Genomic DNA, 25149 nt, shown 5'->3' on the forward strand with positions numbered 1-25149 from the left:
ATCCGCATCCTCGGCAACACGATCCGCGGTGCGACGAACTTCGCGATCCTCGGCGGCGCGGAACAGAACAACGTCACCCTCACCGTCGACGGCAACTGGCTCGACGGCGGACACTGCACCCTGAAACTCCAGGTCAAGAAGAGCTGGACCCAGAAGGCCACGGTCACGAACAACCAGTTCGGACCCAACCGGGTCGTGTCCTCCTGCGCGTTCACGTCCTACCCTGCCGTCTCCCTCACCCAGAGTGGGAACACGATGGAGAACACCGGGGCGAAGGTGAACCCGCTGCTCCTCGTCTCCTGACACCCGGACACCCTTCGACAGGCTCAGGGACCGAAGAGAACGACCGTCGTCGTTCCTCCGGTCCCTGAGCCTGTTCCGGCCCCCGGGGCACCCCCGGTCCCCGAGCCTGTCGAGGGGCGACTCAGTGCTTGGCGAACCGGTCCGTCGCGTCGATGAGCGCCGAGAGGATCCCGGGTTCGTCGAAGGCGTGGCCGGCGTCGGGCACGAGGGTGAAGTCCGCCTCGGGCCATGCCTGGTGCAGGTCCCAGGCGGTGAACGCCGGCGTGCACATGTCGTAGCGACCCTGGACGATCACGCCGGGGACCCCAGCCAGCTGTCCGGCGTCGCGGATGAGCTGTCCGGGTTCCAACCAGCCCTGGTTCATGAAGAAGTGGTTCTCGATGCGCGCGAACGCGACGGCGAACGTCGGGTCGGTGAATCGGGCGACCGTGTGATCCTGCGGCAGCAGGGTGATCGTCGAGGACTCCCACCTCGCCCAGGCGACCGCGGCCGGACCGTGCACCGCTGGGTCCTCGTCGAAGAGCCTGCGGTGATAGGCCTCGATGAGGTGCCGGCGCTCCGCGGGTGGGATCGGCTCGAGGAAGCCCTCCCAGAGGTCGGGGAAGACGGCGGCGGCACCGCCCTCGTAGAACCAGTCGAGTTCCTGTTGGCGCAGCGTGAAGATGCCGCGCAAGATGAGTTCGGAGACGCGCTTCGTGTGCTTCTGCGCGTACGCGAGCGCGAGGGTGCTCCCCCACGAACCGCCGAACACCATCCACCGCTTGATCTTCAGCGACTTGCGCAGCGTCTCCAGGTCGGCGACGAGGTGCCAGGTGGTGTTGGTCGAGAGGTCCGCTGCCGGATCGCTCGCGTGCGGAGTGCTCTTGCCGCAGCCCCGCTGGTCGACGAGGACGATGCGGTAGCGCTTCGGGTCGAACAGTCGACGATGGACGGGACTCGTTGCCCCACCCGGTCCGCCGTGCAGGAACACGACGGGCTTGCCGTTCGGGTTGCCGGAGGTCTCCCAGTACAGGGAATGGCCGTCGCCGACGTCGAGCATGCCCGTCTCGTACGGTTCGATCTCGGGGTACATCTCACCCATCGACGTCCACTTCCTCCACCATCACCAACATCTGTCTCCTCTAGCATGCCGTACCAGCCCTCCCCCAGCTCGCGAGGGGTCCCGAATGGCTGGCGTCAGCCGCCCTCGGCCAACCATTCGGGACCCCTCGCGGACTTAGAGCTGGCCGGCAGGGACCGAGAAGGTGTCGCAGGCGCCCGGGCCACCCCGGTAGCCGGTCAGGAACCAGCGCTGACGCTGCTCCGCGGAGCCGTGGGTCCAGGCCTCGGGGTTCACCTGCCCGGTCGATGCCTCCTGGATCCGGTCGTCGCCGACGGCTGCCGCAGCGCTCAGTGCGTCGGCGATCTCCTGCTCCGTGACGGGTTTCAGGAAGGCGACGCCGTTGACGTCCTCGGTGCTCGACGCCGCTGCGACCCAGGCACCCGCGAAGCAGTCGGCCTGGATCTCGATGCGCACCGAGTCGGACGACGGTCCGGTGCCGCTCCGGTCAGCGCGGTCCATGATGCCGGTGATCCCCTGGATGTGGTGGCCCCACTCGTGGGCGACGACGTACATCTCGGCAAGTGGGCCGCCGGACGCGCCGAAACGTTCGCGCAGCTCGGTGAAGAACCCCGTGTCGAGGTAGATCGTCTGATCCGGCGGGCAGTAGAACGGCCCCGTCGCGCTCGATGCCGCCCCGCAGCCGGTGTTCGTCTGCTGGTCGAAGATGATGAAGTCCGCCGGGGAGGTGTACTCCACGCCGAGTGTCGGGAGGGTGTTCGTCCAGTACGCGTCGAGCGACGAGTACGCCCCGCCCATCCGGCAGTCGACGTTCGCGTTGGCGTCGGCACCCGTCTGGCACTCGTCGGAGAGCATCGTCTCCTCCTGCTGTTGGCCGCCACCCGCACCGCCGAGGATGCCGGTGAGGTCGACACCGAGCAGCTGCGAGATCAGTGCGATCGCGATGACGCCCACCGCACCACCACCCACGGCTATACCGGTCGTGCGGCCGCGCCGCTTGACCTTGTTGCCGCTGATGTCCGCGTTGTCGTTGAACGTCATGCTCGCACCCTATCGCGCAGCGTCAGGCGAGGCACCTCGTCGCGCAGACCTTGCGCGAGCGACGAATCCGCCTCAGACGAGGACGGCGACCGCCCTCGTGCGACGCGGTGCACCGAGCAGCCACGAGGACAGCGGTGTGCGCCAGACCACGAGCGCGATGGTCCACGGGATCAGCACGGCGAGGGCGAAGTCGATCCAACCGCCCTCAGGCGTCGTCTTGAGGACCCACAGCACGAGCGGGTGCAGCAGGACGACCGCGACCGCCGGCATCGCGAGCCCGCTGATCGTCGCACCGACGCGGGGCGAGCTGCGCGCGAACGCAGCCTCGAACACCAGTACGAGCGCCGCGGAGGCGATGACGGCCACGATGCTCGTGATGAACGGGGTCCCGAAGTCGCCGGACTTGAGGTTCGGAACGGCCGACAGGCCGGTGGCGACCGCGACGACCGGGACCACGACGACGACGAGACCTGTGCGGAGGCCGACGGTGAAGCGTCGTCGCAGCAGGCTGAAGCTCCGGCCCGCGACGATGAACACGAGACACGGCAGGGCTGAACCGAGAGCCAGCGGTGTGTGCGCGAGGAACCCGCCGAAGGCGGCACCCGCGGCGATCCCCGCTGCGGCGATTGCCCACTGCACGCCGGGCGAGGTTCGACAGATCACGCGGTACAGCAGCGCCGTGGCGAGCAGGACCGAGACGAACCAGAACGTCGTGAAGGGGCGGGTGGCGTTCGCGCCGCCCGCCAACTGCATCAGGTCGGCCTGCAGGTCGAGTCCGCTTCCGAGGACCTGCCGACCGACGAAGAACACCATGATCACGAGGAACCAGGCGATGTACGGGATGCCCAGCGTCTGCGAACGCTTGCGCCACTCGTCGCCGAGGGACCGCCCGGACGACCACAGGTACCCGGTGAGGAAGAAGAACACCGGCACGTGCCACGGATAGACCAGTGCGGCGAGCACCGGATCCGCGGACCAGACGTGCCCGGCGATGACCGCCACGATACCGACGACGCGCAACGCATCGATTCCAACCGACCTCATGGCCCCCCTGTGCTCGATCGACCGTATCGAGACTCAGGCGGGCTCGGACACTCCCCCTTCGGGGCGTGCCGGGGCTCGGTGCGGGGCTACCGCGACTTCTTGTTCAAGGCCTTCTCGTCGATCGGGGCGTCGCCCGAGGCTCGGAGCGCCGCGAAGTAGTCGGCAGCCTCCTGCTGGCGCTTCGCTTCCTGTCCGGAGGCGATGGGTGCGCGCACGTGCTCTGGGGCGAACCCGAAGGCCTCGACGAGGTCCAGAGCGTGCGGACGCAGTCGGGCGATGAGGCGGTCGACGTAGGCGCCGACGGCCTGCCCGCGCTGCGGCGACAGGCGACCGTTGATGAGGTACCAGGACAGGTGCTTCTCGATGAGCGACAGCCCGAACAGGTCGTGGACCCAGGTCATCACCTGCTTCGTCCCTGCGTCCTCGATCTTCTCGACGCCCTCCGTGAACGCCTCCCACTGCAGGAGCTCGCCGTGCGCCCGGGCGGCCTCGATGAGCTCGTTCTGGTGCGCGTTGAAGAGGTCGGCGGCGGCCTGCTTCGACAGCTTGTTGGCCCCACGCAGCTTCGTCGCGATGTCGGCGATCATCGTCTCGACGCGCTCGGTCAGCAACTCACGCTGCACGTTCGTGTCGCGGAGCTGGCTCACCGACCGGGCCGTGGAACCGAAGTCCTTCACCGTCTGCGCAAGACTGCGGAGGCCACTGCCGTGCATCGCACGATCGGTCGCCTGTTCGACCACGTAGCGGGCGAGCGCACCGGCGTCGGCCTTCGCGAACTTCCGGCTGTAGTCGGTGAGGAGGCGCTTGGCGACGAGCTGCAGCAGCACGTTGTTGTCGCCCTCGAACGTCGCGTAGACGTCGAGGTCGGCACGCAGCCCGGTCAGGCGGTTCTCCGCGAGGAAACCGGCACCGCCGCACGCCTCGCGCGCCTCCTGGAGCGTGTCGAGCGCGTGCCAGGTGGACAGCGGCTTCAGCGCGGCCGCGAGGGTCTCGAGGTCCTGGCGGTCGTCGTCGGTGTCGCCCTTGCCGCTGAACACCTCGTCGAACTTCACGAGCAGGCGGTCGTGGGCGAAGAACTGCGCATACGTGGTCGCGAGGCGCGGCAACAGACGACGCTGGTGACGCTGGTAGTCGAGGATGACCTCTTCCTCGGTGTCGCTCGCCGCGTTGAACTGCCGACGCTGACTGCCGTAGGTGATCGCGATCTGCAGGGCGAGCGCCGACGCCGTCGTTGCGGCGCCGTCGAGCGAGACCCGGCCCTGGACGAGCGTGCCGAGCATCGTGAAGAACCGACGGCCGGGGCTCGCGATCGGCGAGGAGTACGTGCCGTCCTCGGCGACGTCGCCATAGCGGTTCAAGAGGTTGGTGCGTGGCACGCGGACCCCGGAGAAGTGCAGGCGGCCGTTGTCGATCCCGTTGAGACCACCCTTCAAGCCGTCGTCCTCACCACCGATGCCGGGGAGGAAGGATCCCTCGTCGTCGCGGATCGGCACGTAGAAGCAGTGGACGCCGTGGTTGACGCCGTTCGTGATGAGCTGCGCGAAGAGCGTCGCCGCCTTGCCGTGCACGGCGGCATTGCCGAGATAGTCCTTCCACGCCGCCCGGAACGGGGTGTCGATGACGAACTCCTGCGTCTCCGCGTCGTACGTCGCGGTCGTCGCGATGGAGGCGACATCGGAACCGTGCCCGGACTCGGTCATCGCGAACGCACCGGGGATGTCGAGGTTCATCGCGCCCGGCAACCAGGCGTCGTGGTGGGGAGCGGTGCCGAGGTGCAGGATGGCCGCACCGAACAGCCCCCACTGCACACCGGATTTGATCTGCAGCGACGGGTCGGCGAGCACGAGCTCCTCGAAACCGGCGATGTTACCGCCGTGGTCGTCGCCACCTCCGAGTCGCTTCGGGAACGCCTTGTGGACCTGGCCGTTCTCGACGAGGAGCTTCAGCTGGTGGAAGACGCGGTCGCGGTGGTCGTCCATCGACTGCCCCTCGATGCGCTGCATCGCCGGCTTGGCGGCGAGCGCACGCGAGGCGAGCCGTGCCTCCGGCCACGTGCCGAGCAGTTGGTGCGCCAGCGCGGCGATGTCGATCCGGGCGTCGGAGGGCGCCACCTCCACCGTCGATGCCGTCGTGCCCGTGCCGCTCGTCCTGATCGCCGTATCGACCATCCCTACGCCCTGCCTTTCGCCCATGAAATCTCCCACAATGGTAGGACTGTCATAACGATGATGCTCAGCACCTGTGGGATGCGGACAACCGACCAGCCGGTCGCCGTCGATCGACTTGGTCCTCCCCCACAGGTGTCGCAGCCAGCTCCCAGGTGCGACCGTCAGGCGTTGGCGACGACGACCTCGATGAGCGCCTCGCCATAGGCGTCGAGCTTCTTCGCGCCGATGCCGCTGATGCCGTCGAGCGCGGCCAGCGAGGTCGGCTTCGCGGTCGCGACCTCGCGGAGCGTCGCATCGCCGAACACGATGTACGCCGGGACGCCCTGCTCCTTCGCGACGCCCGCTCGCCACGTGCGGAGCGCCTGGAACAGTTCGGCGGCGGCCGGCTCCAGCTCGGCGTTCGCCGAGGCCGAGCGTGAGGAGCCGCGCGACGACGACCTCGCCGCGCGCTCCGGCTCCCGACGCATCGCGACGGGACGCGTGCCGGCGAGCACCTCTGCACTCCCGTCGGTGAGCCCGAGCGTTCCGTACTCGCCGACCGTCGCGAGGAGGTCGCGTGCGAGCAGCTGCCGGATGACCCCGCGCCACTCCTGGTCGCTCAGGTCTTCTCCGATGCCGAAGGTGGCGAGTTCGTCGTGGCGCTGCTGCGCGACGCGGTCGGTGCGCTTGCCCCGCAGGATGTCGATGATCTGGCCGGCGCCGAACGACTGGTTGCGCTCGCGCTTCAGACGCACGATCGTCGAGAGCAGTTTCTGGGCGGGCACGGTGCCGTCCCACGTGACGGGTGGCTCGAGGCAGGTGTCGCAGTTGCCGCACGCGGTGGAGGGCTGGCCGAAGTAGCGCAGGAGATTCACCCGGCGGCAGTCGACCGTCTCGCAGAGGGCGAGCATCGCGTCGAGGTGGGCGCTGAGGTTGCGCTGGTGCGCGACGTCACCCGGAGACTCGTTGATCATGCGACGTTGCTGCACGACGTCCTGCAGGCCATAGGCGAGCCACGCGATCGACGGTTCGCCGTCGCGGCCCGCACGACCCGTCTCCTGGTAGTAGCCCTCGACGCTCTTCGGGAGGTCGACGTGGGCGACGAACCGGACGTCGGGTTTGTCGATGCCCATGCCGAACGCGATCGTCGCGACGACCACGACGCCGTCCTCGCGGAGGAACCGCGACTGTGCGGCGGCGCGCACGGAGGCGTCAAGGCCCGCGTGATACGCGACGGCGTCGACGCCGTTGTCTCGGAGGAGCTGAGCCGTCTGCTCGACCGTCTTGCGACTCAGGCAGTACACGATGCCAGCGGTACCGGCGGGCTGCTCCTTCACGAAGGCGACGAGCTGCTTGCGCACCTCGTTCTTGCCGACGATCCGGTACTGGATGTTCGGGCGGTCGAAGCTCGAGACGAAGTGCTTCGCGTCGCCCAGGTGCAGGCGCTGCGTGATCTCCTTGTGGGTCGCCTCCGTGGCCGTCGCCGTGAGTGCGATGCGTGGGACGTCCGGCCAGCGCTCGGCGAGCTCGCCGAGCATGAGGTAGTCGGGTCGGAAGTCGTGGCCCCACTGCGACACACAGTGGGCCTCGTCGATCGCGAGGAGTGCGATGGTGCCCTGGCCGAGGAACCGGCGGGTGGCCTCGGAGCTGAGGCGTTCCGGCGCGACGTAGAGGAGGTCGAGCTCGCCCGAGAGGTAGGCGTCCTCCACCCGGGCGCGCTCGGCGGCGTCCTGCGTGGAGTTGAGGAAGGCTGCGCGGACCCCGACGGCGAGAAGCGCGTCGACCTGGTCCTGCATGAGGGCGATGAGCGGCGAGACGACGATGCCGGTACCAGGGCGGAGCAGCGCCGGGATCTGGTAGCAGAGGCTCTTGCCACCACCGGTGGGCATGAGCACGACGGCGTCGCCGCCACCGGCGAGCTGTTCGATGATCTGCTGCTGCTCGCCACGGAACGCGTCGTAGCCGAACACCGTGTGCAGGGCTTCCTGCGCCGTCGCGAATTTCGCTCCGGCGGGGCGTGCCGCCACCGGCGCGGTGGGACGAGCGGGTGCCGGGGCTCGACTCCCCCAGTCGACGCCGCCACCACCGTAGGCGGCCGAGTCCTCCGGCGGCGGAGGTGCGTCGTACGGCGGAGGTGGGGCCTCGGAGCCGTAGAGATCGTCGGGCGCATCCGAATCGTCCGGGATCCAGTCGGGTTCGGTGCTCCAGCTCATCCGTCGATCGTAGCCGCCACAGCCGACAGTCCGACGCGATCCTCCACAGAGAGGAATGTGAAGAAAGTTGTTCCTCTTAATGCGGCGAGCGAAGCGACACGGAATCGAAGCTTTTTCCAAACCACCTCACGGGGGGCTCCGAAGTGTCATCGAGGGCCGGTTCGAAGAGGCACTCGAACCGCCGGTCCAAACCTCATCAAAGGAGAATCACATGCGTACCATCAAGCGCCACCACATGGCCGCTCTCGCACTCGCCGCCGTCGCGACCTTCGGTCTCGCAGCCTGTTCGAGCGGCACCAGCTCCGACAGCGGTTCCTCCATGGAGCCGAGCTCCGCCCCCTCCGAGTCCAGCATGACCGCTGACCCGGCAGCGGACCTCGTCGGCTCGGGCTGCGCCGCCTACGCCGAGGCCGTCCCGGACGGTGCAGGCTCCGTCGCCGGCATGTCCGCCGACCCGGTGGCCGTCGCCGCCTCGAACAACCCGCTCCTCACGACGCTGACCGCTGCGGTCTCCGGCCAGCTGAACCCCGACGTCAACCTCGTCGACACGCTGAACGGCTCCGAGTTCACCGTCTTCGCACCGGTCGACGACGCCTTCAAGAAGATCGACGCCGCAACGATCGACTCCCTGAAGACGCCTGAGGGCGCTGCAACGCTGACCTCGATCCTCACGTACCACGTGGTCCCCGGCCAGATCTCGCCGGCTGACATCGACGGCGACCAGACGACCGTCGAGGGTTCGACCGTCAAGGTCGAGGGCTCGGGCGACAACATCACCGTCAACGGTGCCAAGGTCATCTGCGGTGGCGTCAAGACCGCCAACGCGACCGTGTACCTCATCGACACGGTGCTGATGCCGCCGGCAAAGTAGCCGAACGCGGGTTCACCCGCACCAGTTCCACCTGAAACAGCAGCAGCCCCGTCATCCTCTCGAGGATGGCGGGGCTGCTGCGTTGTACGACCCGCCGCCAGGCTCAGGGACCGGGCCACGGGCCAGGGCCGCCTGCGCTCTGGACGAGGGTGACGCTCAGGGGGCGGGGGTCTCCCCGTCGTCGTCGTCGGGCTTCCGACGGGTGACGAGCAGCACGGCGACCCCGGCGACGACGACCACGCCGATCGCACCGACGATCCACCAGACGTCGCCGCTCAGCCCACCTGAGGACTGAGTCGTGTCGGCGTCGGTGTCTGCTCCGGCCGCCGCGTCGGAGGACGGTTCCACCGTCGATGCACCGCTCGTCGCGCACGTCGGCGTCGAGCTGCCCTCGGCGAGTTCCTGACCCTCGGCCGGAGCCCAGTCGAAGGTGTACGTGCCGGAGAGCGGGTGGCCGTCGGTGGACACGAGCTGCCAGACGACCGTGTACTCCCCGGCGGCGCCGAGCTGCAACGGCATGACGAGCGCCGGCCCGTTCACCGCGGCGCACGCCGTGCCGTAGTAGAGCTGCTCGGCGTCTGGGCCCGTCACCTGGATCTGGTTCGACTGACCGGCGTCGCCGAGGTCGAGCAGGTTGTCGTTCGTGGTGATGACGAGCTGGCCCGGTTGCTCGGTGACGGTCGAGCCCTCTGCGGGAGTCGTCGAGACGATGGAGTTGTGCGCCGAGGCCGGCTGCGCCACGGCCAGCACCGCTGCGACCGCGAGGAACGCGGTCGCAGCGGTGCCGACGAGACGGCGGCGACGATGAGCGGCCGTCATCATGCCTTGCGCTTCGCGTCGGCGGCAGCGCGCTTCGCGGAGGCCGCGACCACGATGCCTGCCGCACCGACGACGAGGCCGGCGATGCCGAGCACACGACCGAGCACGTCGGTCGAGGACGTCGAAGTCGCTGCCGCCTCGGCGTGGTCGCCGTCGCCGTCGTCGTCCGCGGTCGCCGCGCCGTGGTGGTCGCCGGCAACGGCGGCCGTCACGACGATCGTGGGTGCCGGAGCCTCGAGCTCCTCCTCGTCCTGACCGTCCTTGGCGACGTCGGTCCAATCCGTCTGACCGACCTCGCACTTCTGGGTCACGGGGAAGACGAGCGTCTTGCCCTCGGCGTCGGCCGGGAGCTGCACCTGGAAGGAGACGACGTCGCGGTAGCCGTCGACGAGCGGGGTCTTCGCCGTGTAGACGACGCTGCCGACGCGCTCGGCGATCTGCTCGCCTTCGCTGTCCGTGATGGGGTCGGCGAGCGGGGCCGCAACCTTCGTGACGTCCCAGTTCGGGTTGATCGTCGGCGTCACCGCGTTGATCTCTTCGGGGATCTCGAACGACAGGCTCGTGGTGGGTGAGCCGTCGCAGCCGTGGCCGACGGCGAAGCTCAGCACCGTGTAGGAACCGGCGGCGGTGGAGGTGGGCGTGACGCTCACGTGGGCGCTCGCGGCGAGCGGCGCGCCGACCGCGAGGAGGGCACCGGCGCCGACGGCGATGGCGCCGAGGACGGCGGGCTTGCGGAAAGCGGGGCGGGTGGAGGTTGCGTTCATTGGGGTGTCCTGTCGACTGCTCCGCGGCGAGACGCCTGCGGAGACGGATGAGGCGACGCCTGCTGGCGTGCCGATGGGTGTCACTGCGTTCCGACTGATCGCGCGTCGCGCAGCACCCGTCCAGGTCGGAGGGCGGCGCGTCGGTCAGACGGCGAAGGAGACCGGGGGCCCGCGGTGGCGCAGGTGCAGGAGGACGACACCGAGATTGCGCGGCCGCTCGTTGACCCGTGCCCAGCGCACGCGTCGGGGCGACGGCACGAGGTGCAGGACGGCGGCGCGACGGGCGAGGACCCGGACGGCCAGAGCCGCGATGGCGGCGCGCACAACGCGTTCAGCGAAGAGGATGGCGGCGATCGTCGCGACGGCTGCCACGAGGTGCGCCCCCCACATCGTCGGACCGGCATGGACGTGCGCGGACGTCGCGACACCGCTCGAGGCGAACTCGACGACGCCGTGCTGGTGCCAGTTCCCGGAGCCGATCGTCCCGGTGGACGTCACCGTGGCGGCCGCCGTGCTCGGAACGAGGGTGAAGAGCGCGTGGTAGCCGAGCTGGCTGACGAGCACGGAGGCTGCGACGCCGACCGCGGAGATGCGGCGCCCGGCCAGCAGCACGCAGACGAGCAGGGCGAACGTGCCGCCGATGAGGAGGACGAACATCGACGGGGCCGCTGCGCCACCGAGCGTGTGCGAGAGCGCGGCCGAGAAGGTGGCGAAGAGGGCGGCGGCGGCACCGCGGACGACTCTGGCCCACCGTTCCGTCATGCCGTGCCTCCGCAGGGTGCAGCCGACCGGGTATCGGCGCTCGTTCGAGAATACCGGAGCGCCGAGCCTGGTCGTGCCAGCGCGGTGCGCTGGCACACTCACGAGGTCGGGATGAAGAGGATCGCGATCGAGGCGATCGAGCACACGACGCCGATGCCGAACGTGACGGCGAACAGCAACCGGAGCGCTCGCGCGTGGTCGGCGGTCCGCCGGAACCTCGCACGCGAGGGCTCACGGCGGGAGTAGAACACGATGGGTTCGTCCGGGTCTCGGAGTGAGGCGAACTCGGCGTCGTCCACCGGTCGGGAGAACAGCTCGGCCGCGACCGTCATCCAACGCACCTCACGACCCTCCGGACCCTCGACGATCACGCCGTGCGTCTCGACCCAGCTGCCGTCAGCCGCCCGGGCGATGAGCATGATGAGGAGGACGACGACGGCTGAGCCGAAGCCGACCCAGGTGAAGACCTCGAGGACGAGGCCGAGCAGGTCGTGGGTGTCCACGCTCACATGCTATCCGGCGGCGACGATCGCCACCGCGCGGAGCAGACCCGGTCAGACCGACTCGGGCCGCTTCTGCCGCATCGGTTCGGCCGGCTGGTCCGGGCCGTTCCAGACGCCGATGATGCCCCACGCGACCGCGGCGATCGGGACGGCGAGGACCGCGCCGACGATGCCACCGAGGATGGTGCCGGCGGTGAGGGCGAGCAGGACGACGAGCGCGTGCAGCTTCAACGAACGTGCCATCACGACCGGCTGCAGGAAGTTGCCCTCGAGCTGGTTGACGGCGATGACCACGATGACGACGATGAGGGCCGCGACCGGCCCGTTGGCGACGAGCGCGACGAGGGCTGCCAGGATGCCGGCGGCCGTCGCACCCACGAGCGGGATGAACGCGGTGAGGAAGACGATGACACCGAGCGGCAGGGCGAGCGGGACACCGATGATCGCGAGTGCGACGCCGATACCGACCGCGTCCACCGCGGCGACCGTCGCCGTTCCTCGCACGTAGCCGCCGAGCACGTCCACGGTCTTCGTGCCGATCCGCTTGGCGCGGTCGTAGGAGGCGCCGGTGAACGGGCGCAGCAGGAACTCCCAGATGCGAGGCCCGTCCTTCAGGAAGAAGAACAGCACGACGACCATCAGGAACAGCCCCGTGACGAAGCTCGCGGTCGCTGAGACGCCGGCGAGCGCGCCGCTGCCGAACTGGCTGGAGGTGAGGAAGTCGATCGCGGTCTGCTTGGCGTCCTCGATCTGTTTGCTGTCGATGTCGAACGGGAGTGTGCTGATCCAGTCCTGCAGCTGCCCGAACCCCTGGGAGGCGGAGTCGACGAGGTCGTCCCACTGGCTGCGGACGGCCCACACGATGAGCCAGCCGATGCCGCCGAGGATGACGATGAGCGAGAGGAGCGCGATCCAGGTCGCGAGGATCGACGGTACCCCCTTGTTGCGCATCCAGCGGATGAGCGGGTGGATCGCGGACGCGAGGATGAGGGCGATCACGACGGGGATCATGACGAGCGAGAGTTGCGTCATCGCGAAGACGATGAGGGCCGCGACGGCGACGACCGCGAGGGTCTGCACGCTCCGGGTGGCGAGGGTGCCGATGCGGTCGTTCCAGAGGCCGGGCTTCGGCTGCTCGTCGGTGCTCTCGGTGCGGTCGAACAGGCCCATCGGCTCTCCATCCATCGGTGCGGGGTGGGTGTGCGACCCCCGTTGCGCGCTCCCAGTCAACCACGAGCGGGAGTGGAGTGTCCGGCCCGTGCCGGAGTACCGTTGGCATGGTAGGGAGGCGTCCATGACGAGACTCGATGCCGCGAACGAGACGAGCGTCTGTCGTGCGCCCGACGCCTCCGGCACGAAGCTCCTCGAGGCCCGAGAGGTGCCACTCGGCGGCGTGCGAGGGCTGAGCGTCCATCGCACCCTCCCCCAGCGTGAGCTGCCGATGATCGGCGCATGGTGCTTCCTCGACCGCTTCGACGAGGACCACGCGACGATGCGGGTGCTGCCGCATCCGCACACGGGTCTCCAGACGGTGACGTGGCCGCTCGACGGCGACATCCGCCACCGGGACAGCGTCGGGAGCGACGTCGTCGTGCGGCCGGGCGAGCTCAACATCATGACGAGCGGCGCTGGTGTCTCGCACTCGGAGTTCTCCGTCGGAGACGAAGCGGCGTCGATGCACGGGCTGCAGCTCTGGGTCGCGCTCCCCTCCTCGGCGGCGAGCGTGCCTGCGGCGTTCGAGCAGCACACCGACCTCCCCGTCCACCGGGCGCCCGGCCTCAGGGCGACGGTGCTCGTGGGCGCACTGGGTGAAGCGGTGTCCGCCGCGACCGTCCACACGCCGCTGCTGGGTGCGGACATCGTCGTCGACGCCGGCAGCTCCGTCGAGCTCCCCGTCGACGCATCGTTCGAGCACGGGGTGCTCGTCATCGAGGGCGACGTCCGTGTCGAGGAGGTCGACCTCGTCGCAGGGCCGCTCCTCTACCTCGCCCACGGCCGCGGTCGGTTGGCGCTCAGCAGCACCGGCGGCGCACGGTTCGTGCTCCTCGGTGGCACCCCGTTCCCGGAGGAGCTCGTGATGTGGTGGAACTTCGTCGGGCGCAGTCACGACGACATCGCCACAGCCCGAGACGACTGGGAGCGAGGTTCGCCGCGGTTCGGCACGGTCGCGGGCCATGGCACTGAGCGGATCCCTGCTCCTCCGCTGCCGAACGTGCGCCTCACTCCCCGCCGACGCACGCTCTGAGGTGTTCGGCCTGCAGCCCCGTTTCGCGGGAACGCAGGCGACGACTGTCCGCCTGAACGCTCAGCTATGCAGGATAGGCTGTCCTCAGAGAATCTGCTGCTCGTGAAGGTGGGCCCATGCAACGTCTGAGTACGCGTCTGCTCATGACCTGCGCCGCGATCGGTGTCGCCGGCGGCCTCGTCTTCGTCGTCTCGGGGTACATCGGCGGCGCGATCTCGGCTACCGCACCGGTGCTGTACGGAGTCATCATCGGCGTGTACTTCCTGCCGGGGGTCGTCGCCCAGGCACTGCTGAGGCGTGGCGGTGTCGCGCTCATGACGGGGCTCACCGCCGGTCTCGTCTCCGCGGCGTTCAGCCCGCAGTGGTTCTTCCGCTACTTCGGCGCGGGTCTCGCGATCGGGCTGCTGCAGGAGCTCCCGTTCGCCGTCTCGCGATACCGCGTCTGGAAGTCGTGGGTGTTCTTCCTGGCCGCCGGCGTCGCGGGGGTCCTCTTCGGTGGTTCGGTTCTCGTCGCGCTCGGCCTCGAACACTTCGCCCCGCTCGCCCAGATCGTCTACATCGCGCTCTTCGTGCTCAGCCCGATCGCCTTCACCGCCGTCGGGCGCGGCGTCGCAGCAGCACTCGCGCGTGCCGGGGTCGGGCGGTCGATCTCACTTCCCGTGGATCGCCGGCGCACTGACGCCGAGACGCGCGCCTGAGCCGCTCACGCACCAGAATGGACTCCGAGGTTAGGTAAGGCTAAGTTGGAGTGACCGCGACGGCCTCCGTCCCCACCCCTCCCACTGGACTCCTGTGATCGACGACGTTTCGCGCCCCGCAGGCGCCACCGCCCCGAGGGCGGTCACGGTCGTCGACGCGGTCCGGATCCGGCACGACGACCGTTCGGAATGGACGCCCGACGGAGTGTCGTTCGAGATCGCCCCCGGCGAGGTCGTCCTCCTGCTCGGGCCGAGCGGCTCCGGGAAGTCCACGCTCGCGCTCGCGATCAACGGACTGATCCCCCACGCCGTCCCCGCGACGCTCGAAGGCACCGTCGTGACCGGCGGAGTGGCGACGACGGAGACGACGGTCGGCCATCTCAGTGCCCATGTCTCGATGGTGTTCCAGGACCCGGACGCCCAGATCGTCACGGGCACGGTGCTCGACGAGGTGTGCTTCGGTCCCGAGAACCTGCTGCTGCCCGCCGACGACGTCCTTGCACGCGCGGAGCGGGCCCTCCGCCAGGTGGGGCTGTGGGAGCGCCGCGCCGAGAACCCCGACCGACTCTCCGGGGGCGGCCGACAACGTCTCGCGATCGCGTGCGCGCTCGCGATGGGGAGCGAACTGCTCGTCCTCGACGAACCGACCGCCAACCTCGACCCCGCCGGCATCGAGGAGGTCTACGCGGCATTGCGGGCACTCGTCGCCCCGACTGCAGACCCGGCACGAACCCGGCACTCGGTCCTCCTGGTGGAACACAACCTCGACGCCGCGATCGACCTCGTCGACCGCGTCGTCGTGATCGACCGCGCGGGCCGCCTCGCCTTCGACGGCCCGACACGCGAGACCCTCCTCGACAACCTGGACGAACTGCTCGCGATGGGCGTCTGGCTCCCCGTCTCGACGCTCGCGGCACTCCGGCTCCGGGCCGCGGGCGTCCCTGTGGAGGGCATCCCCCTCACGCCGTCGGAGTTGGCATCGGCCCTCGACCCGCTCGACCTCCCGCCTCTCCCGTCGACGATCGCCCGAGCGACCGAGACCGAGCGGCCGATCGCGGTGTCCGTCCGCGGACTGAGCGTGGAGCGCGGGAGAGGCAAGGCGCGCACGCCGATCCTGCAGGACGTGACCCTCGAGATCGGCCGCGGCGACTTCCTCGCGGTTATCGGGACGAACGGCGCAGGCAAGACCACCCTCGTCCAGGCGATCGCGGGCGTCGTGCCCCCGCCCCGCGGCCACGTCGACGTCGGGGGGATCGATCCGGGGCGCAGCGACGTCCGGACCCTCGCCGCCGGCATCGGCTTCGTGTTCCAGAACCCCGAGCACCAGTTCATCACCCACACCGTCCATGACGAACTCGCCCACGGGTTGCGGATCCGCGGCGAGGACGAGGCCGAGGTCGAACGCCGGGTCGCCGACATGCTCGCGCGCTTCGGACTCCGGTCGATGCGCGACGTCCACCCCTTCCTCCTCTCCGGTGGCCAGAAGCGGCGCCTGTCGGTCGGCACCGCGCTCATCGCCGGCGCACCCGTCATCGCCCTCGACGAGCCCACCTTCGGCCAGGACCGCGAGCGCGCCGACGAACTCCTCGCCCTCCTGTCGGCACTGAACGATCAGGGCACGACCGTCATCGTCGTGACCCACGACATGCAGCTCGTCGCCGAGCACGCGAGCCACGTCGCCGTGATGCACCGCGGCAGGCTCCTCGCCCATGACACCACCTCGTCCGTGCTCGCGGACGACGACCTCATCACCCGTGCCGGACTACGCCAGCCACCCTTGGCGAGCGCGATGCGCGGCCTCACCCGACACCCCGGTTGGCAGTCCGTCACCCGACTCGACGACCTCCCGTCGGCAGACGCACCGGAGGCGGACGGCCGATGACCGCGACGACGATCGACCCGTACGCCCTCAGCCGCGAGCGCCCGGCGATCCGCTTCCTCTACCGCCTGAACCCATTGGCGAAACTCGCTGCACCGCTACCCGCGATGGTGCTGCTCATCTTCACCCGCGACCTCGCGATCCCGCTCCTGTTCATCGGTCTCGCGCTACTCGTCATCGTCATCGGCGCCGAACTCACGAGGCCGATCGCACTCCTCCTGTTCCTCGGCCTGCCCGTCGTCGTCACGATCATGTCGTTCAGTTTCGGCCTGTGGAGCGACCCCGGCCGCGTCGACCAGTCGGTGCTGCTGTTCCAGATCGGGGACTACCGTTTCTTCCTCGGAGCGCTCCTGCTCGGCCTCGCGACCGCGCTGCGGCTCGCAAGCCTCCTCGTCCTCGCCCTGATCGGCGGCATCTCCTCCACGGGGCCCGAGCTCGTGCGAGCGATGATCCAGCAGCTGCACGTGCCCTACCGCATCGGATACACGGCGCTCGCTGCATACCGCTTCGTGCCGCGGTTCGGTCATGAGCTCGATGTCATCCGGTCCGCCCACCGCGTGCGCGGAATGGCACAGGGTCGCGGCCCGATCTCCTCGCTCCGCCGCACCAGCGGGTACGTCGTGCCGTTGTTGGCCGGCGCGATCCGCCACGCCGAACGCGTCGCGCTCGCAATGGACTCCCGAGCCTTCGGCGCGCATCCGCAGCGCACCGAGCGGACCCTCATCCCGTTCCGCACCCGCGACTGGGTGTTCATGATCCTGTTCTGGATCGCGAGCATCGCCATCGTCTGGTGGGGACTCACCGCCGGCCCCGGCACCGTCGTCGGCGTCTGACCGACTCGAACCCTTCTGGAGGAACCGATGAAGCACCTCAGCACCAGGCTGCTGCTCAGCTGCGCCGCGATCGCCGTGGCGGGCGCCCTGCTGAACGTGGGCAACGCGTACGTGTACAACGCGGTGTCCGTCGCGGCGCCGTGGCTGCTCGGCGTCTTCGCGGGCATCTACCTCCTGCCGGGTGTCGCGGCGCAGGCCGCCTTCCGCCGACCGGGCGTCGGTCTGCTGACCCAGCTGCTCTCGGGTCTGCTGCAGGCGCCGTTCGTCCCGACGGGTGTCGCGAGCGTGCTCGTGTTCGTCGTCCTCGGGATCCTCATCGAGTTGCCGTTCCTGCTCGGTCGGTACCGGTATTGGGGCGCTTGGCTCTTCTACGCGAGCGCGGTGTTCTCCGGGCTCGTGTACGGAGCCTGGTGGTTCGCGTGGCTCCTGACACTCAACCCGCCCGTGTGGATGTACGTGGTCACACCGCTGATCCTCGTCCTCGCCCTCATGTTCTTCACGTGGGTCGCCCGCGCCGTGATGGCCCGTGTGGCCCGCACCGGCGTCTTCCGGGGCCTGCAGCTGCCGGTGGACCGGCGCGTGTCCGCCGCGACCGCGCCGGGCGCGGCGACCGCTTGAGGCCCCCGTATCGCGGTCGGTCGGCAGGATACGAGCAGGGCTACAGTGGGCGCATGACGATGCTTCGTGTCCACAACCTCGCCGTCTCCCTCGACGGCTTCGCCACCGGTGAAGGCCTCACCTTCGACGCCCCGTTCGGGCACGCGGGCGGACGGTTGATGCAGTGGTTCTTCCCGACCAGGGCGTTCGTGGCCATGAGTGGACACGACGGGGAATCGGTCGGAGCCGGCACGCGTGGCGTCGACGACAGCTTCGCGGCGGCGACCTCGGTCGGCATCGGCGCGGAGATCATGGGGCGGGGCAAGTTCGGCCCGCAGACCGGCCCGTGGACCGACGACGGCTGGCGTGGTTGGTGGGGCGAGGAGCCGCCGTTCCATTCGCCCGTGGTCGTCCTGACGCATCATCCCCGCGAGGATCTCGCCGTCGGCGAGACCACCTTCCTCTTCCGCGACCTCAGCCCGCGCGACGCCCTCGACCTGGCGATCGAGCAGGCCGGCGGCCTCGACGTCCGCCTCGGAGGCGGCCCGACCGTCGTCCGCGAATTCCTCGCAGCCGACCTCGTCGACCACCTGCACGTCGTCGTGACGCCCATCCTGCTCGGTCGGGGCGTGCGCGTCTGGGACGGTCTCGAAGGCCTCGAAGAGCGCTTCGACGTCGAGACCACCGCGTCGCCCTCGGGCGTCGTGCACTACGTCTTCACGCGCAAACCACGCTGATCGAGCGATCCGTCGCGCTTCTTCTTCGAACGTATGTTCTAATGTATGCATGAGGTGGAGCGGGCAAGAACTCGGAGTCGATGAACCTTCGGCGCTGCCCGGACTCGCGCGCCTGAACAACCTGGTCCGGAGCGTGCAGACACCGGAGTTCGCAGGAATCACCTTCCATGAGGTGCTCGCGAAGTCCGCACTCAACCGGGTCCCCGGTCAGTCGGCGATGCCGTTCGGCTGGACCATCAACCCGTACCGGGGATGCTCGCATGCCTGCACCTACTGCCTCGGGCCAGACACGCTCATCTCCATGGCCGACGGAAGTGTCAAACCGCTCGGCGAGCTTCAGGTCGGTGACGAGATCGTCGGCACCGAGGTGTCCGGTCGATATCGCCGGTACGTCGCGACAACCGTGCGGGCGCGGTGGCACACACGCAAACCGGCCTTCCGGGTTCACCTGCACGACGGCACCACGGTCGTCGCCAGCGGCGACCATCGGTTCCTGACTGAGCGAGGGTGGAAGCACGTCACCGGAGCCACGGCCGGTTCCTCCCGACGCCCTCACCTCACGACGAACGATGCGCTGACGGGATTCGGGCTCGCCGGACTGAGTGAGCACGACCGGTCCGCCATCGGCACGACCGGCTATCGACGCGGCTACCTCTGCGGGATGATTCGCGGCGACGCGATGATGCTGCGGCGCACGGACACGAGGCCGAACGGACAACCGACGACCGTCAGCAGATTCCGGTTGTCCCTCGCGGACCGCGAGGCCCTCGACCGCAGCCGCGAGTACCTGTGCGAGGAAGGAATCACGACCGACACCCGTCCGTTCAGCCCGGCGACAGACAACCGCCGCGAAATGACGTCCATCATGACCGCGAAGGCAAGGCACTTCGACGCAATCACCGCGATCGTCGCCTGGCCGGCCGCAGTGGACCAAGACTGGTGTTCGGGATTCCTCGCCGGAGTATTCGACGCTGAAGGGAGTTGCTCCGCCGGCATCTTGCGCATCTCGAACACGGACGCCGCTGTGCTCGAACAGATCATGGAGAGCATGCGGTTGCTGGGCATCACCTGCGTGCTGGAACCTCCACATGCCAACGGGGTGCGGAACGTCCGCGTCACCGGTGGGCTCCCGATGCGCGAACGATTCTTCAGGTTGACCGAACCTGCGATCCTCCGAAAGCGTCGATTCCTGGGACGGGCGGTGACGTCGAATGCGGATCTCCGCGTCGCCTCGATCGAACCGATCGGGGAACAGGACCTCATCGACATCACCACCGGCACAGGGGACTTCATCGCCAACGGCGTCATCTCGCACAACTGCTTCGCTCGGCCGACGCACACGTATCTCGACCTCGATGCGGGGAAGGACTTCGACTCCCAGCTCATCGTCAAGGTCAACGTGGCAGAGGTGCTCGCGAAAGAGCTCGCGAAGCCCAGCTGGGGGAAGCACCCCGTCGCGCTCGGCACGAACACCGACCCGTATCAGCGCGCAGAGGGAAAGTACCGGCTGATGCCCGACATCATCCGGGCGCTCGCAGACTCCGGCACACCCTTCTCGATCCTCACGAAGGGCACGCTCTTGCGTCGCGACCTCCCGCTGCTCGCCGACGTGGCCACGCAGGTACCCGTCGATCTCGCCATGTCCATCGCGATCTTCGACGACGAGCTGCAGCAGTCCATCGAACCGGGCACCCCGACAGCCGCGGCGAGACTCGCGACGGTTCGGGCCGCAAGCGATCTCGGCTTCGACGTCGGTGTCTTCATGATGCCGATCCTCCCCTACCTCACCGACACCGTCGAACACCTCGACCTCGCGCTCACCCGTATCCGAGAAGCCGGCGCGAGCACGGTGCTGTACTCCGCACTCCACCTGAAGTCGGGCGTGAAACCGTGGTTCATGCACTGGCTGTCGAAGGCCCACCCCGAGCTCGTCGCGAAGTACAGCGCCATGTACGCCGAGGGGATGCACGCTCCGAAGGACTACCGCCGCTGGCTCGCAGCCCGGATCCGCCCCATGATCCGTGACCACGGACTCGAACGAGGCCGAGAAGACCCCTCGACGGGCGGTGTGCGTTCAAGCGCGCTCGGCATGCTCCGCAACGACGAAGGTGAACGGGTGCGTTTCCGGCAGCTCGCCCCCGACCTCGCGACCACAGCCCTGCAGCCGCAACCCACCCTCTTCTGAGGCTCCCGTTCGCCCGCATGCGGGCGAACGAGCAGGGGCTCGACCAAGAACGAACGAGCCCCGAGGGACGGCACCGGTCAGGCGTCGGGGATGAGGCGCTTGCTGAGCAGCGCCACCTCGTCGGTGCCGTAGCCGAGCGCCTCATAGAACCCGATGACGCGATCGTTGCCGGTGCGCACCATGAGGTTGATCTTCGGGCAGCCGAGTCCGATGAGCAGCCGCTCCGCCTCCGCCATGAGCGCACGACCGAGGCCGCCACCCTGCTGGCTCGGAGCGACGGCGAGATAGTGCACCCAGCCGCGGTGGCCGTCGTAGCCGACCATCGCCGTGCCGACGACGACACCGGCGTCCTCGCCGACGAGGAACAGCTCCGGCTGCGTCGACGCCTTCCGCTCGATGTCCTTCGCCGGGTCGTTCCACGGCCGGGTGAGTCCCGCCTCCTGCCAGAGGGCGATGACGGCTTCGGCGTCGGACGGTGCGTAGGAGCGGATCTGCATGCGCCCATTCTTCCAGCCGCAGGAGGGACGCTCGATCAGCACGGCAGCGGACCTCAGCCCAGAGGACGTCGATACAGTGGGACACCTGACGCGAAGGACGGACCCGAATGAGCACCGAACCCGGACAGGACATCCCCGAGGCATCCGGCAACGCCCCCACAGCGGCGACCGTCGCGACGGGCAGCGGTCCCCTCGTCGGCATCACCGAGGGCGGCGTCAGTCGCTTCCTCGGGATCCCGTACGCCGCCGCCCCGTTCGGTGAGCACCGCTTCCGCCTCCCTCAGCCGGTCGAACCGTGGGAGGAACCCCGGGACGCGAGCCGCCTCGGCGCGACCGCACCGCAGGCGCCGTACTCGGGGCCGATCGGCGAGCTGCTGGCGACGGTGACCGTGCCCGGCAACGAGATCCTCAACGTGAACGTGTGGACCCCGGCTGATCACGCGGGCGCCTCACTGCCCGTCATGGTGTGGATCCACGGCGGCTCGTTCGTCCACGGCTCGAACGCCCTCGACGCCTACGACGGCACGGCGTTCGCCCGCGACGGCGTCGTCCTCGTCGCCGTCAACTACAGACTGGGCTCCGAGGGCTTCTCGGTGCTCGACGATGTGCCGATGAACCTCGGGATCGCCGACCAGCTCGCGGCGCTCGTCTGGGTGCAGGACGAGATCGCGCACTTCGGCGGCGACCCGAGCAACGTCACGGTCTTCGGGGAGTCAGCCGGCGGCTCGTCGGTCGCGACCCTGCTCGCGCACCCCGACGCGGCCTCGCTGATGACCCGGGCCATCGTGCAGAGCGGCCCACTCGAGTCGCAGACCCGTGAGCGGGCCGGTCGCGTCTCGAAGCTCATGGCGAAGGACCTCGGTGTGCCGGCGTCGCGTGCCGGCTTCAAACGCATCCCACCGGAGGGGCTCGTCGCCTCTCAGGAGCGGGTGATGGCGGGCGGGAACCCGATCAGTGGCGGTCCAGGCTTCGCCGTGGCGACAGACACCCAGATCGTGCCGGCGAGCCCGTTCGACGCGTTGCGAGCCGGCCAGGCCTCCGGCATCCCTCTCCTCATCGGCAGCACGACCGAGGAGTACCGGTTGTGGTTCGTGCCGACGGGCCTGATCCCCACCTTCAAGCGGTTCCACCTCTTCGCCGCGCGGCTGAAGCTCGGCATCCGCGCGTCGACGGTGCGCACGTTCCGGCGGAACCGGCCGAAGGCGCCGACCGGTGAGATCCTCGGCGCCATCGCGACGGACCTCCTCCTGCGGGTGCCGCTCAACCGTGTCGCCGACGCCCGCGCCGCCGCCGGGTCCGACACCTGGGTCTACGAGTTCGCGTGGCGGAGCCCGGTCGGCGAGGACGGTCACGGTGCGCTAGGCGCCGCGCATGCCCTCGAACTCGGCTTCGTGTTCGACCATCTCGACTCGCCCGAGGCGATCCGGATGACGGGCACCGACGCACCGCAGTCGCTCGCGACGAGCATGCACGACGCCTGGGTGTCCTTCGCCACCACCGGTGACCCCGGTTGGGCTCGCTGGGATGCAACCCGCCCGGTCCGCACCTTCGACGGCGTCGACGACGCCGTCGTCCTCGCGCCGCGGGACGACGAACGCCAGGCCCTCACCCCGTAGAAACACCTTCCCTGACACGCGAGAACGCCCGCCGAGCAACTGCTCGGCGGGCGTTCTCGCGTGATGACGGAGGCTACGCGGTGGCGATGTCCTCGACGAGCTGGTCGCCGGGAGCCGCGTCGTCGAACGCCGCCTCGATCTCCGCGCGGTCGAGGAGCTCGGTCATGCGACGACGACGCGCCTTCGGGATGATCGTGACGACACGACCGACCTTGCCGGCACGACCCGTACGGCCGGCGCGGTGCAGGTACGTCTTGTACTCGTCGGGGGCGTCAGCCTGCACGACGAGCGTGATGTCGTCGACGTGGATGCCGCGGGCGGCGACGTCGGTGGCGACGAGGACGTTGACCCGACCAGAGGTGAGCTTCTCCAGGTTCCGCGTACGGCGGTTCTGGTTCAGGTCGCCGTGGAGCGAGACGGCGGGGATGCCGGCGCTCTCCAGCTGGTCGGCCAGACGCTCGGCGTACGCGCGGGTGCGGGCGAACACGAGGGTCTTCTCGGTGCGGTTGACGAGCTCCTCGATGAGGCGGTCCTTGCCCTTGTGCTCCACCACGAGCACGCGGTGGTCGATGGTGGAGGACGCCTGGTCCTCCCCGGCGACCTCGTGCACCGACGGGTTCGGGAGGAACTCGTTGACGAGGGCTGCGACACCCTTGTCGAGGGTGGCGGAGAAGAGCAGCTTCTGACCGTCGGGCGCGGTGCGACGCAGGATGCGCTGGACGGGCTCGAGGAAGCCGAGGTCGCACATGTGGTCGGCCTCGTCGAGGACGGTCACGGTGACCTGCGAGAGGTCGAGACGACCCTGCTCGATGAGGTCCTCGATGCGGCCGGGGGTGCCGACGATGATGTCGACGCCGCGCTGCAGCGCACCCACCTGACGACCCTGCGGGACGCCACCGTAGATCTGCGTGGTGAAGAGGCCGACGGCGCGGGCGATCGGCTGCACGGTGCGGTCGATCTGAAGCGCGAGTTCACGCGTGGGAGCGAGGATCAGGGCGCGGGGCTTGCGGCCCGGCTTGCGGTTCTTGCCGCCGCCGTTCTCCATGAGCTTCTCGACGAGCGGCGCACCGAACGCGATGGTCTTGCCGGAGCCCGTGCGGCCACGGCCGAGGACGTCCTTGCCGGCGATCACGTCGGGGATCGTCGCTGCCTGGATCGGGAACGGGCTGGCCGCGCCGAGCTCTTCGAGGGCACGCACGATGTTGCCACCGAGGCCGAGCTGACCGAAGGTCATGCCGTCGACGTCGCCCGCCTGGATGGCGTCGGCTTCGAGGCGCTCGAGCACCACGTCGTCCTGCGGCGTGTAGGAGCCTGCGTCGCGCTTCGGGTAGAAGTCGCTGCCACGGCTGGCCGAGTCGGACCCACCGTCGAAGGAACGCTTCGGGCGGTCGTCGAACGAACGGGCGGGGCGGTCGTCGAAGGAGCGCTTGGGGCGGTCGTCGTACGAACGGGCCGGACGATCGGTGCGGTTCGCCTGACGCGGGTCGCCCTGGCGTGCGGGGCGGTCACCGTAGGAGGGACGCTCGGAACGCTCACCCCGGTTGTACGCGGGGCGCTCGGTGCGGTCGCCATACGACGGACGCTCGGAACGCTCACCCCGGTTGTAGGCCGGACGGTCGTTGCCGCCGCCACGGTTGTAGGAGGGACGCTCGGTGCGGTCGCCGTAGGACGGACGCTCGGTGCGGTCGCCGCCACGGTTGTAGGCCGGGCGGTCCTTACCACCGCCACGGTTGTAGGAGGGACGCTCGTTGCGATCGCCGTACGAAGGACGCTCGGAACGCTCACCCCGGTTGTAGGCCGGACGRTCRTTKCCGCCGCCACGGTTGTACGACGGGCGCTCGTTGCGGTCACCGTACGACGGACGCTCGGAACGCTCACCACGGTTGTACGCAGGACGCTCGGTGCGGTCGCCGTAGGACGGACGCTCGTTGCGGTCGCCGCCACGGTTGTGGGCCGGACGGTCATTGCGGTCGCCGCCWCGGTTGTAGGCCGGACGGTCGTTGCCGCCACCACGGTTGTACGAGGGACGCTCGCCACGGTCGTTCGAGCGAGGGCCGCGGTCGCCGCGTTCGGCGGACTCGAAGCGGGCGGCGCGCTCGGCACGCTCGTCGGCGTTCCAGCGCGACTTCTGCGGAGCGCCAGCCTCATCGGGGCGGTGGCCGCGGTGGCCCGGGCTCTTGCTGCCGGCCTTCGGGCCGCCGAAGCGCGAACCGAACGGCTTCTTGTTCTCCCCGTACTTGGACTTGGGATCGAAGTTCTTGGCCGGACGTCCGCCGGCCGGTTTGTTGTGCTGAGGCATAGAAAAAATGCTTTCCGGGTTATAACTCGTTCGCAT

General features: G+C 69.2%; 22 protein-coding genes. 10 read left to right on the plus strand and 12 right to left on the minus strand.

The window, feature by feature from the left end:
• The coding region (locus KXS11_RS15475; RefSeq protein ID WP_437386517.1) for a hypothetical protein at positions 1-303 on the plus strand (303 nt) is incomplete at its 5' end.
• A gap of 121 nt (positions 304-424) precedes the next feature.
• Here the strand turns inward: KXS11_RS15475 and pip are convergent.
• The 5 genes from pip to recQ form a co-directional block, all read right to left on the minus strand.
• Positions 425-1384, minus strand: a complete 960-nt coding sequence (gene pip, locus KXS11_RS15480) for a prolyl aminopeptidase (RefSeq protein ID WP_437386518.1) — start codon at positions 1382-1384, stop codon at positions 425-427.
• A gap of 135 nt (positions 1385-1519) precedes the next feature.
• On the minus strand, positions 1520-2404 hold the full coding sequence (gene ypfJ, locus KXS11_RS15485; protein ID WP_437386519.1) for a KPN_02809 family neutral zinc metallopeptidase: 885 nt from the start codon (positions 2402-2404) through the stop codon (positions 1520-1522).
• A gap of 72 nt (positions 2405-2476) precedes the next feature.
• Positions 2477-3448, minus strand: a complete 972-nt coding sequence (locus KXS11_RS15490) for an acyltransferase family protein (RefSeq protein ID WP_437386520.1) — start codon at positions 3446-3448, stop codon at positions 2477-2479.
• 86 nt (positions 3449-3534) lie between these two features.
• Positions 3535-5616: an acyl-CoA dehydrogenase family protein gene (locus KXS11_RS15495; protein ID WP_437386521.1), complete on the minus strand. Its 2082-nt coding sequence runs from the start codon at positions 5614-5616 to the stop codon at positions 3535-3537.
• A gap of 161 nt (positions 5617-5777) precedes the next feature.
• The gene (gene recQ / locus KXS11_RS15500; RefSeq protein ID WP_437386522.1) at positions 5778-7808 is read right to left on the minus strand and encodes a DNA helicase RecQ; all 2031 of its coding nucleotides are present in this window, start codon (positions 7806-7808) and stop codon (positions 5778-5780) included.
• A 211-nt stretch (positions 7809-8019) separates the two neighbouring features.
• On the opposite strand from recQ, the gene KXS11_RS15505 reads away from it, so the two are divergent.
• Positions 8020-8679, plus strand: a complete 660-nt coding sequence (locus KXS11_RS15505; RefSeq protein WP_437386523.1) for a fasciclin domain-containing protein — start codon at positions 8020-8022, stop codon at positions 8677-8679.
• A 156-nt stretch (positions 8680-8835) separates the two neighbouring features.
• Here KXS11_RS15505 and KXS11_RS15510 read toward each other — a convergent pair whose 3' ends face one another.
• The 5 genes from KXS11_RS15510 to KXS11_RS15530 form a co-directional block, all read right to left on the minus strand.
• Positions 8836-9498: a copper resistance CopC family protein gene (locus KXS11_RS15510; RefSeq protein WP_437386524.1), complete on the minus strand. Its 663-nt coding sequence runs from the start codon at positions 9496-9498 to the stop codon at positions 8836-8838.
• On the minus strand, positions 9498-10262 hold the full coding sequence (locus KXS11_RS15515) for a YcnI family copper-binding membrane protein (protein ID WP_437386525.1): 765 nt from the start codon (positions 10260-10262) through the stop codon (positions 9498-9500). Before KXS11_RS15515 ends, KXS11_RS15510 begins: the two co-directional genes overlap by 1 nt.
• Positions 10263-10406: 144 nt before the next feature.
• Positions 10407-11024: a hypothetical protein gene (locus KXS11_RS15520; protein WP_437386526.1), complete on the minus strand. Its 618-nt coding sequence runs from the start codon at positions 11022-11024 to the stop codon at positions 10407-10409.
• A 98-nt stretch (positions 11025-11122) separates the two neighbouring features.
• Complete coding sequence (locus KXS11_RS15525) at positions 11123-11527, minus strand: hypothetical protein (RefSeq protein ID WP_437386527.1); 405 nt, start codon at positions 11525-11527, stop codon at positions 11123-11125.
• Between the two features lie 51 nt (positions 11528-11578).
• On the minus strand, positions 11579-12697 hold the full coding sequence (locus KXS11_RS15530; protein WP_437386528.1) for an AI-2E family transporter: 1119 nt from the start codon (positions 12695-12697) through the stop codon (positions 11579-11581).
• A 124-nt stretch (positions 12698-12821) separates the two neighbouring features.
• Between KXS11_RS15530 and KXS11_RS15535 the strand changes: the two genes are divergently transcribed.
• From KXS11_RS15535 to KXS11_RS15565, 7 genes are all read left to right on the plus strand, one after another.
• Entirely contained in the window at positions 12822-13772 is a 951-nt protein-coding gene (locus KXS11_RS15535; protein ID WP_437386529.1) for a pirin family protein, read from the plus strand.
• 116 nt (positions 13773-13888) lie between these two features.
• The gene (locus tag KXS11_RS15540) at positions 13889-14470 is read left to right on the plus strand and encodes an ECF transporter S component (RefSeq protein WP_437386530.1); all 582 of its coding nucleotides are present in this window, start codon (positions 13889-13891) and stop codon (positions 14468-14470) included.
• A 94-nt stretch (positions 14471-14564) separates the two neighbouring features.
• Positions 14565-16352: an ABC transporter ATP-binding protein gene (locus KXS11_RS15545; RefSeq protein ID WP_437386531.1), complete on the plus strand. Its 1788-nt coding sequence runs from the start codon at positions 14565-14567 to the stop codon at positions 16350-16352.
• A complete protein-coding gene (locus KXS11_RS15550) occupies positions 16349-17182 on the plus strand; it encodes an energy-coupling factor transporter transmembrane component T (protein ID WP_437386532.1) in 834 nt (277 codons plus the stop codon). Before KXS11_RS15545 ends, KXS11_RS15550 begins: the two co-directional genes overlap by 4 nt.
• Positions 17183-17209: 27 nt before the next feature.
• On the plus strand, positions 17210-17800 hold the full coding sequence (locus tag KXS11_RS15555; protein WP_437386533.1) for an ECF transporter S component: 591 nt from the start codon (positions 17210-17212) through the stop codon (positions 17798-17800).
• Between the two features lie 53 nt (positions 17801-17853).
• Complete coding sequence (locus tag KXS11_RS15560) at positions 17854-18516, plus strand: dihydrofolate reductase family protein (RefSeq protein WP_437386534.1); 663 nt, start codon at positions 17854-17856, stop codon at positions 18514-18516.
• 49 nt (positions 18517-18565) lie between these two features.
• Complete coding sequence (locus KXS11_RS15565) at positions 18566-20701, plus strand: intein-containing Rv2578c family radical SAM protein (RefSeq protein WP_437386535.1); 2136 nt, start codon at positions 18566-18568, stop codon at positions 20699-20701.
• Between the two features lie 77 nt (positions 20702-20778).
• Here KXS11_RS15565 and KXS11_RS15570 read toward each other — a convergent pair whose 3' ends face one another.
• Complete coding sequence (locus tag KXS11_RS15570) at positions 20779-21198, minus strand: GNAT family acetyltransferase (RefSeq protein WP_437386536.1); 420 nt, start codon at positions 21196-21198, stop codon at positions 20779-20781.
• Positions 21199-21305: 107 nt separating this feature from the next.
• Here KXS11_RS15570 and KXS11_RS15575 point away from each other — a divergent pair, with 107 nt between their 5' ends.
• Positions 21306-22814: a carboxylesterase/lipase family protein gene (locus KXS11_RS15575; protein ID WP_437386537.1), complete on the plus strand. Its 1509-nt coding sequence runs from the start codon at positions 21306-21308 to the stop codon at positions 22812-22814.
• A gap of 73 nt (positions 22815-22887) precedes the next feature.
• Here the strand turns inward: KXS11_RS15575 and KXS11_RS15580 are convergent, their stop codons facing one another.
• On the minus strand, positions 22888-25113 hold the full coding sequence (locus KXS11_RS15580) for a DEAD/DEAH box helicase (protein ID WP_437386538.1): 2226 nt from the start codon (positions 25111-25113) through the stop codon (positions 22888-22890).
• Positions 25114-25149: the final 36 nt, after the last annotated feature.

This window comes from Plantibacter flavus, assembly GCF_051487245.1.
In the GTDB taxonomy this organism is placed as follows: domain Bacteria; phylum Actinomycetota; class Actinomycetes; order Actinomycetales; family Microbacteriaceae; genus Plantibacter; species Plantibacter flavus_B.

Bases quoted from the DNA above. Each gene is read 5' to 3' on its own strand.
- pip (WP_437386518.1), bottom strand. From the start codon at position 1,384: ATGGGTGAGATGTACCCCGAGATCGAACCGTACGAGACGGGCATGCTC.
- ypfJ (WP_437386519.1), bottom strand. From the start codon at position 2,404: ATGACGTTCAACGACAACGCGGACATCAGCGGCAACAAGGTCAAGCGG.
- KXS11_RS15490 (WP_437386520.1), bottom strand. From the start codon at position 3,448: ATGAGGTCGGTTGGAATCGATGCGTTGCGCGTCGTCGGTATCGTGGCG.
- KXS11_RS15495 (WP_437386521.1), bottom strand. From the start codon at position 5,616: ATGGTCGATACGGCGATCAGGACGAGCGGCACGGGCACGACGGCATCG.
- recQ (WP_437386522.1), bottom strand. From the start codon at position 7,808: ATGAGCTGGAGCACCGAACCCGACTGGATCCCGGACGATTCGGATGCG.
- KXS11_RS15505 (WP_437386523.1), top strand. From the start codon at position 8,020: ATGCGTACCATCAAGCGCCACCACATGGCCGCTCTCGCACTCGCCGCC.
- KXS11_RS15510 (WP_437386524.1), bottom strand. From the start codon at position 9,498: ATGACGGCCGCTCATCGTCGCCGCCGTCTCGTCGGCACCGCTGCGACC.
- KXS11_RS15515 (WP_437386525.1), bottom strand. From the start codon at position 10,262: ATGAACGCAACCTCCACCCGCCCCGCTTTCCGCAAGCCCGCCGTCCTC.
- KXS11_RS15520 (WP_437386526.1), bottom strand. From the start codon at position 11,024: ATGACGGAACGGTGGGCCAGAGTCGTCCGCGGTGCCGCCGCCGCCCTC.
- KXS11_RS15530 (WP_437386528.1), bottom strand. From the start codon at position 12,697: ATGGGCCTGTTCGACCGCACCGAGAGCACCGACGAGCAGCCGAAGCCC.
- KXS11_RS15535 (WP_437386529.1), top strand. From the start codon at position 12,822: ATGACGAGACTCGATGCCGCGAACGAGACGAGCGTCTGTCGTGCGCCC.
- KXS11_RS15540 (WP_437386530.1), top strand. From the start codon at position 13,889: ATGCAACGTCTGAGTACGCGTCTGCTCATGACCTGCGCCGCGATCGGT.
- KXS11_RS15550 (WP_437386532.1), top strand. From the start codon at position 16,349: ATGACCGCGACGACGATCGACCCGTACGCCCTCAGCCGCGAGCGCCCG.
- KXS11_RS15555 (WP_437386533.1), top strand. From the start codon at position 17,210: ATGAAGCACCTCAGCACCAGGCTGCTGCTCAGCTGCGCCGCGATCGCC.
- KXS11_RS15560 (WP_437386534.1), top strand. From the start codon at position 17,854: ATGACGATGCTTCGTGTCCACAACCTCGCCGTCTCCCTCGACGGCTTC.
- KXS11_RS15565 (WP_437386535.1), top strand. From the start codon at position 18,566: ATGAGGTGGAGCGGGCAAGAACTCGGAGTCGATGAACCTTCGGCGCTG.
- KXS11_RS15570 (WP_437386536.1), bottom strand. From the start codon at position 21,198: ATGCAGATCCGCTCCTACGCACCGTCCGACGCCGAAGCCGTCATCGCC.
- KXS11_RS15575 (WP_437386537.1), top strand. From the start codon at position 21,306: ATGAGCACCGAACCCGGACAGGACATCCCCGAGGCATCCGGCAACGCC.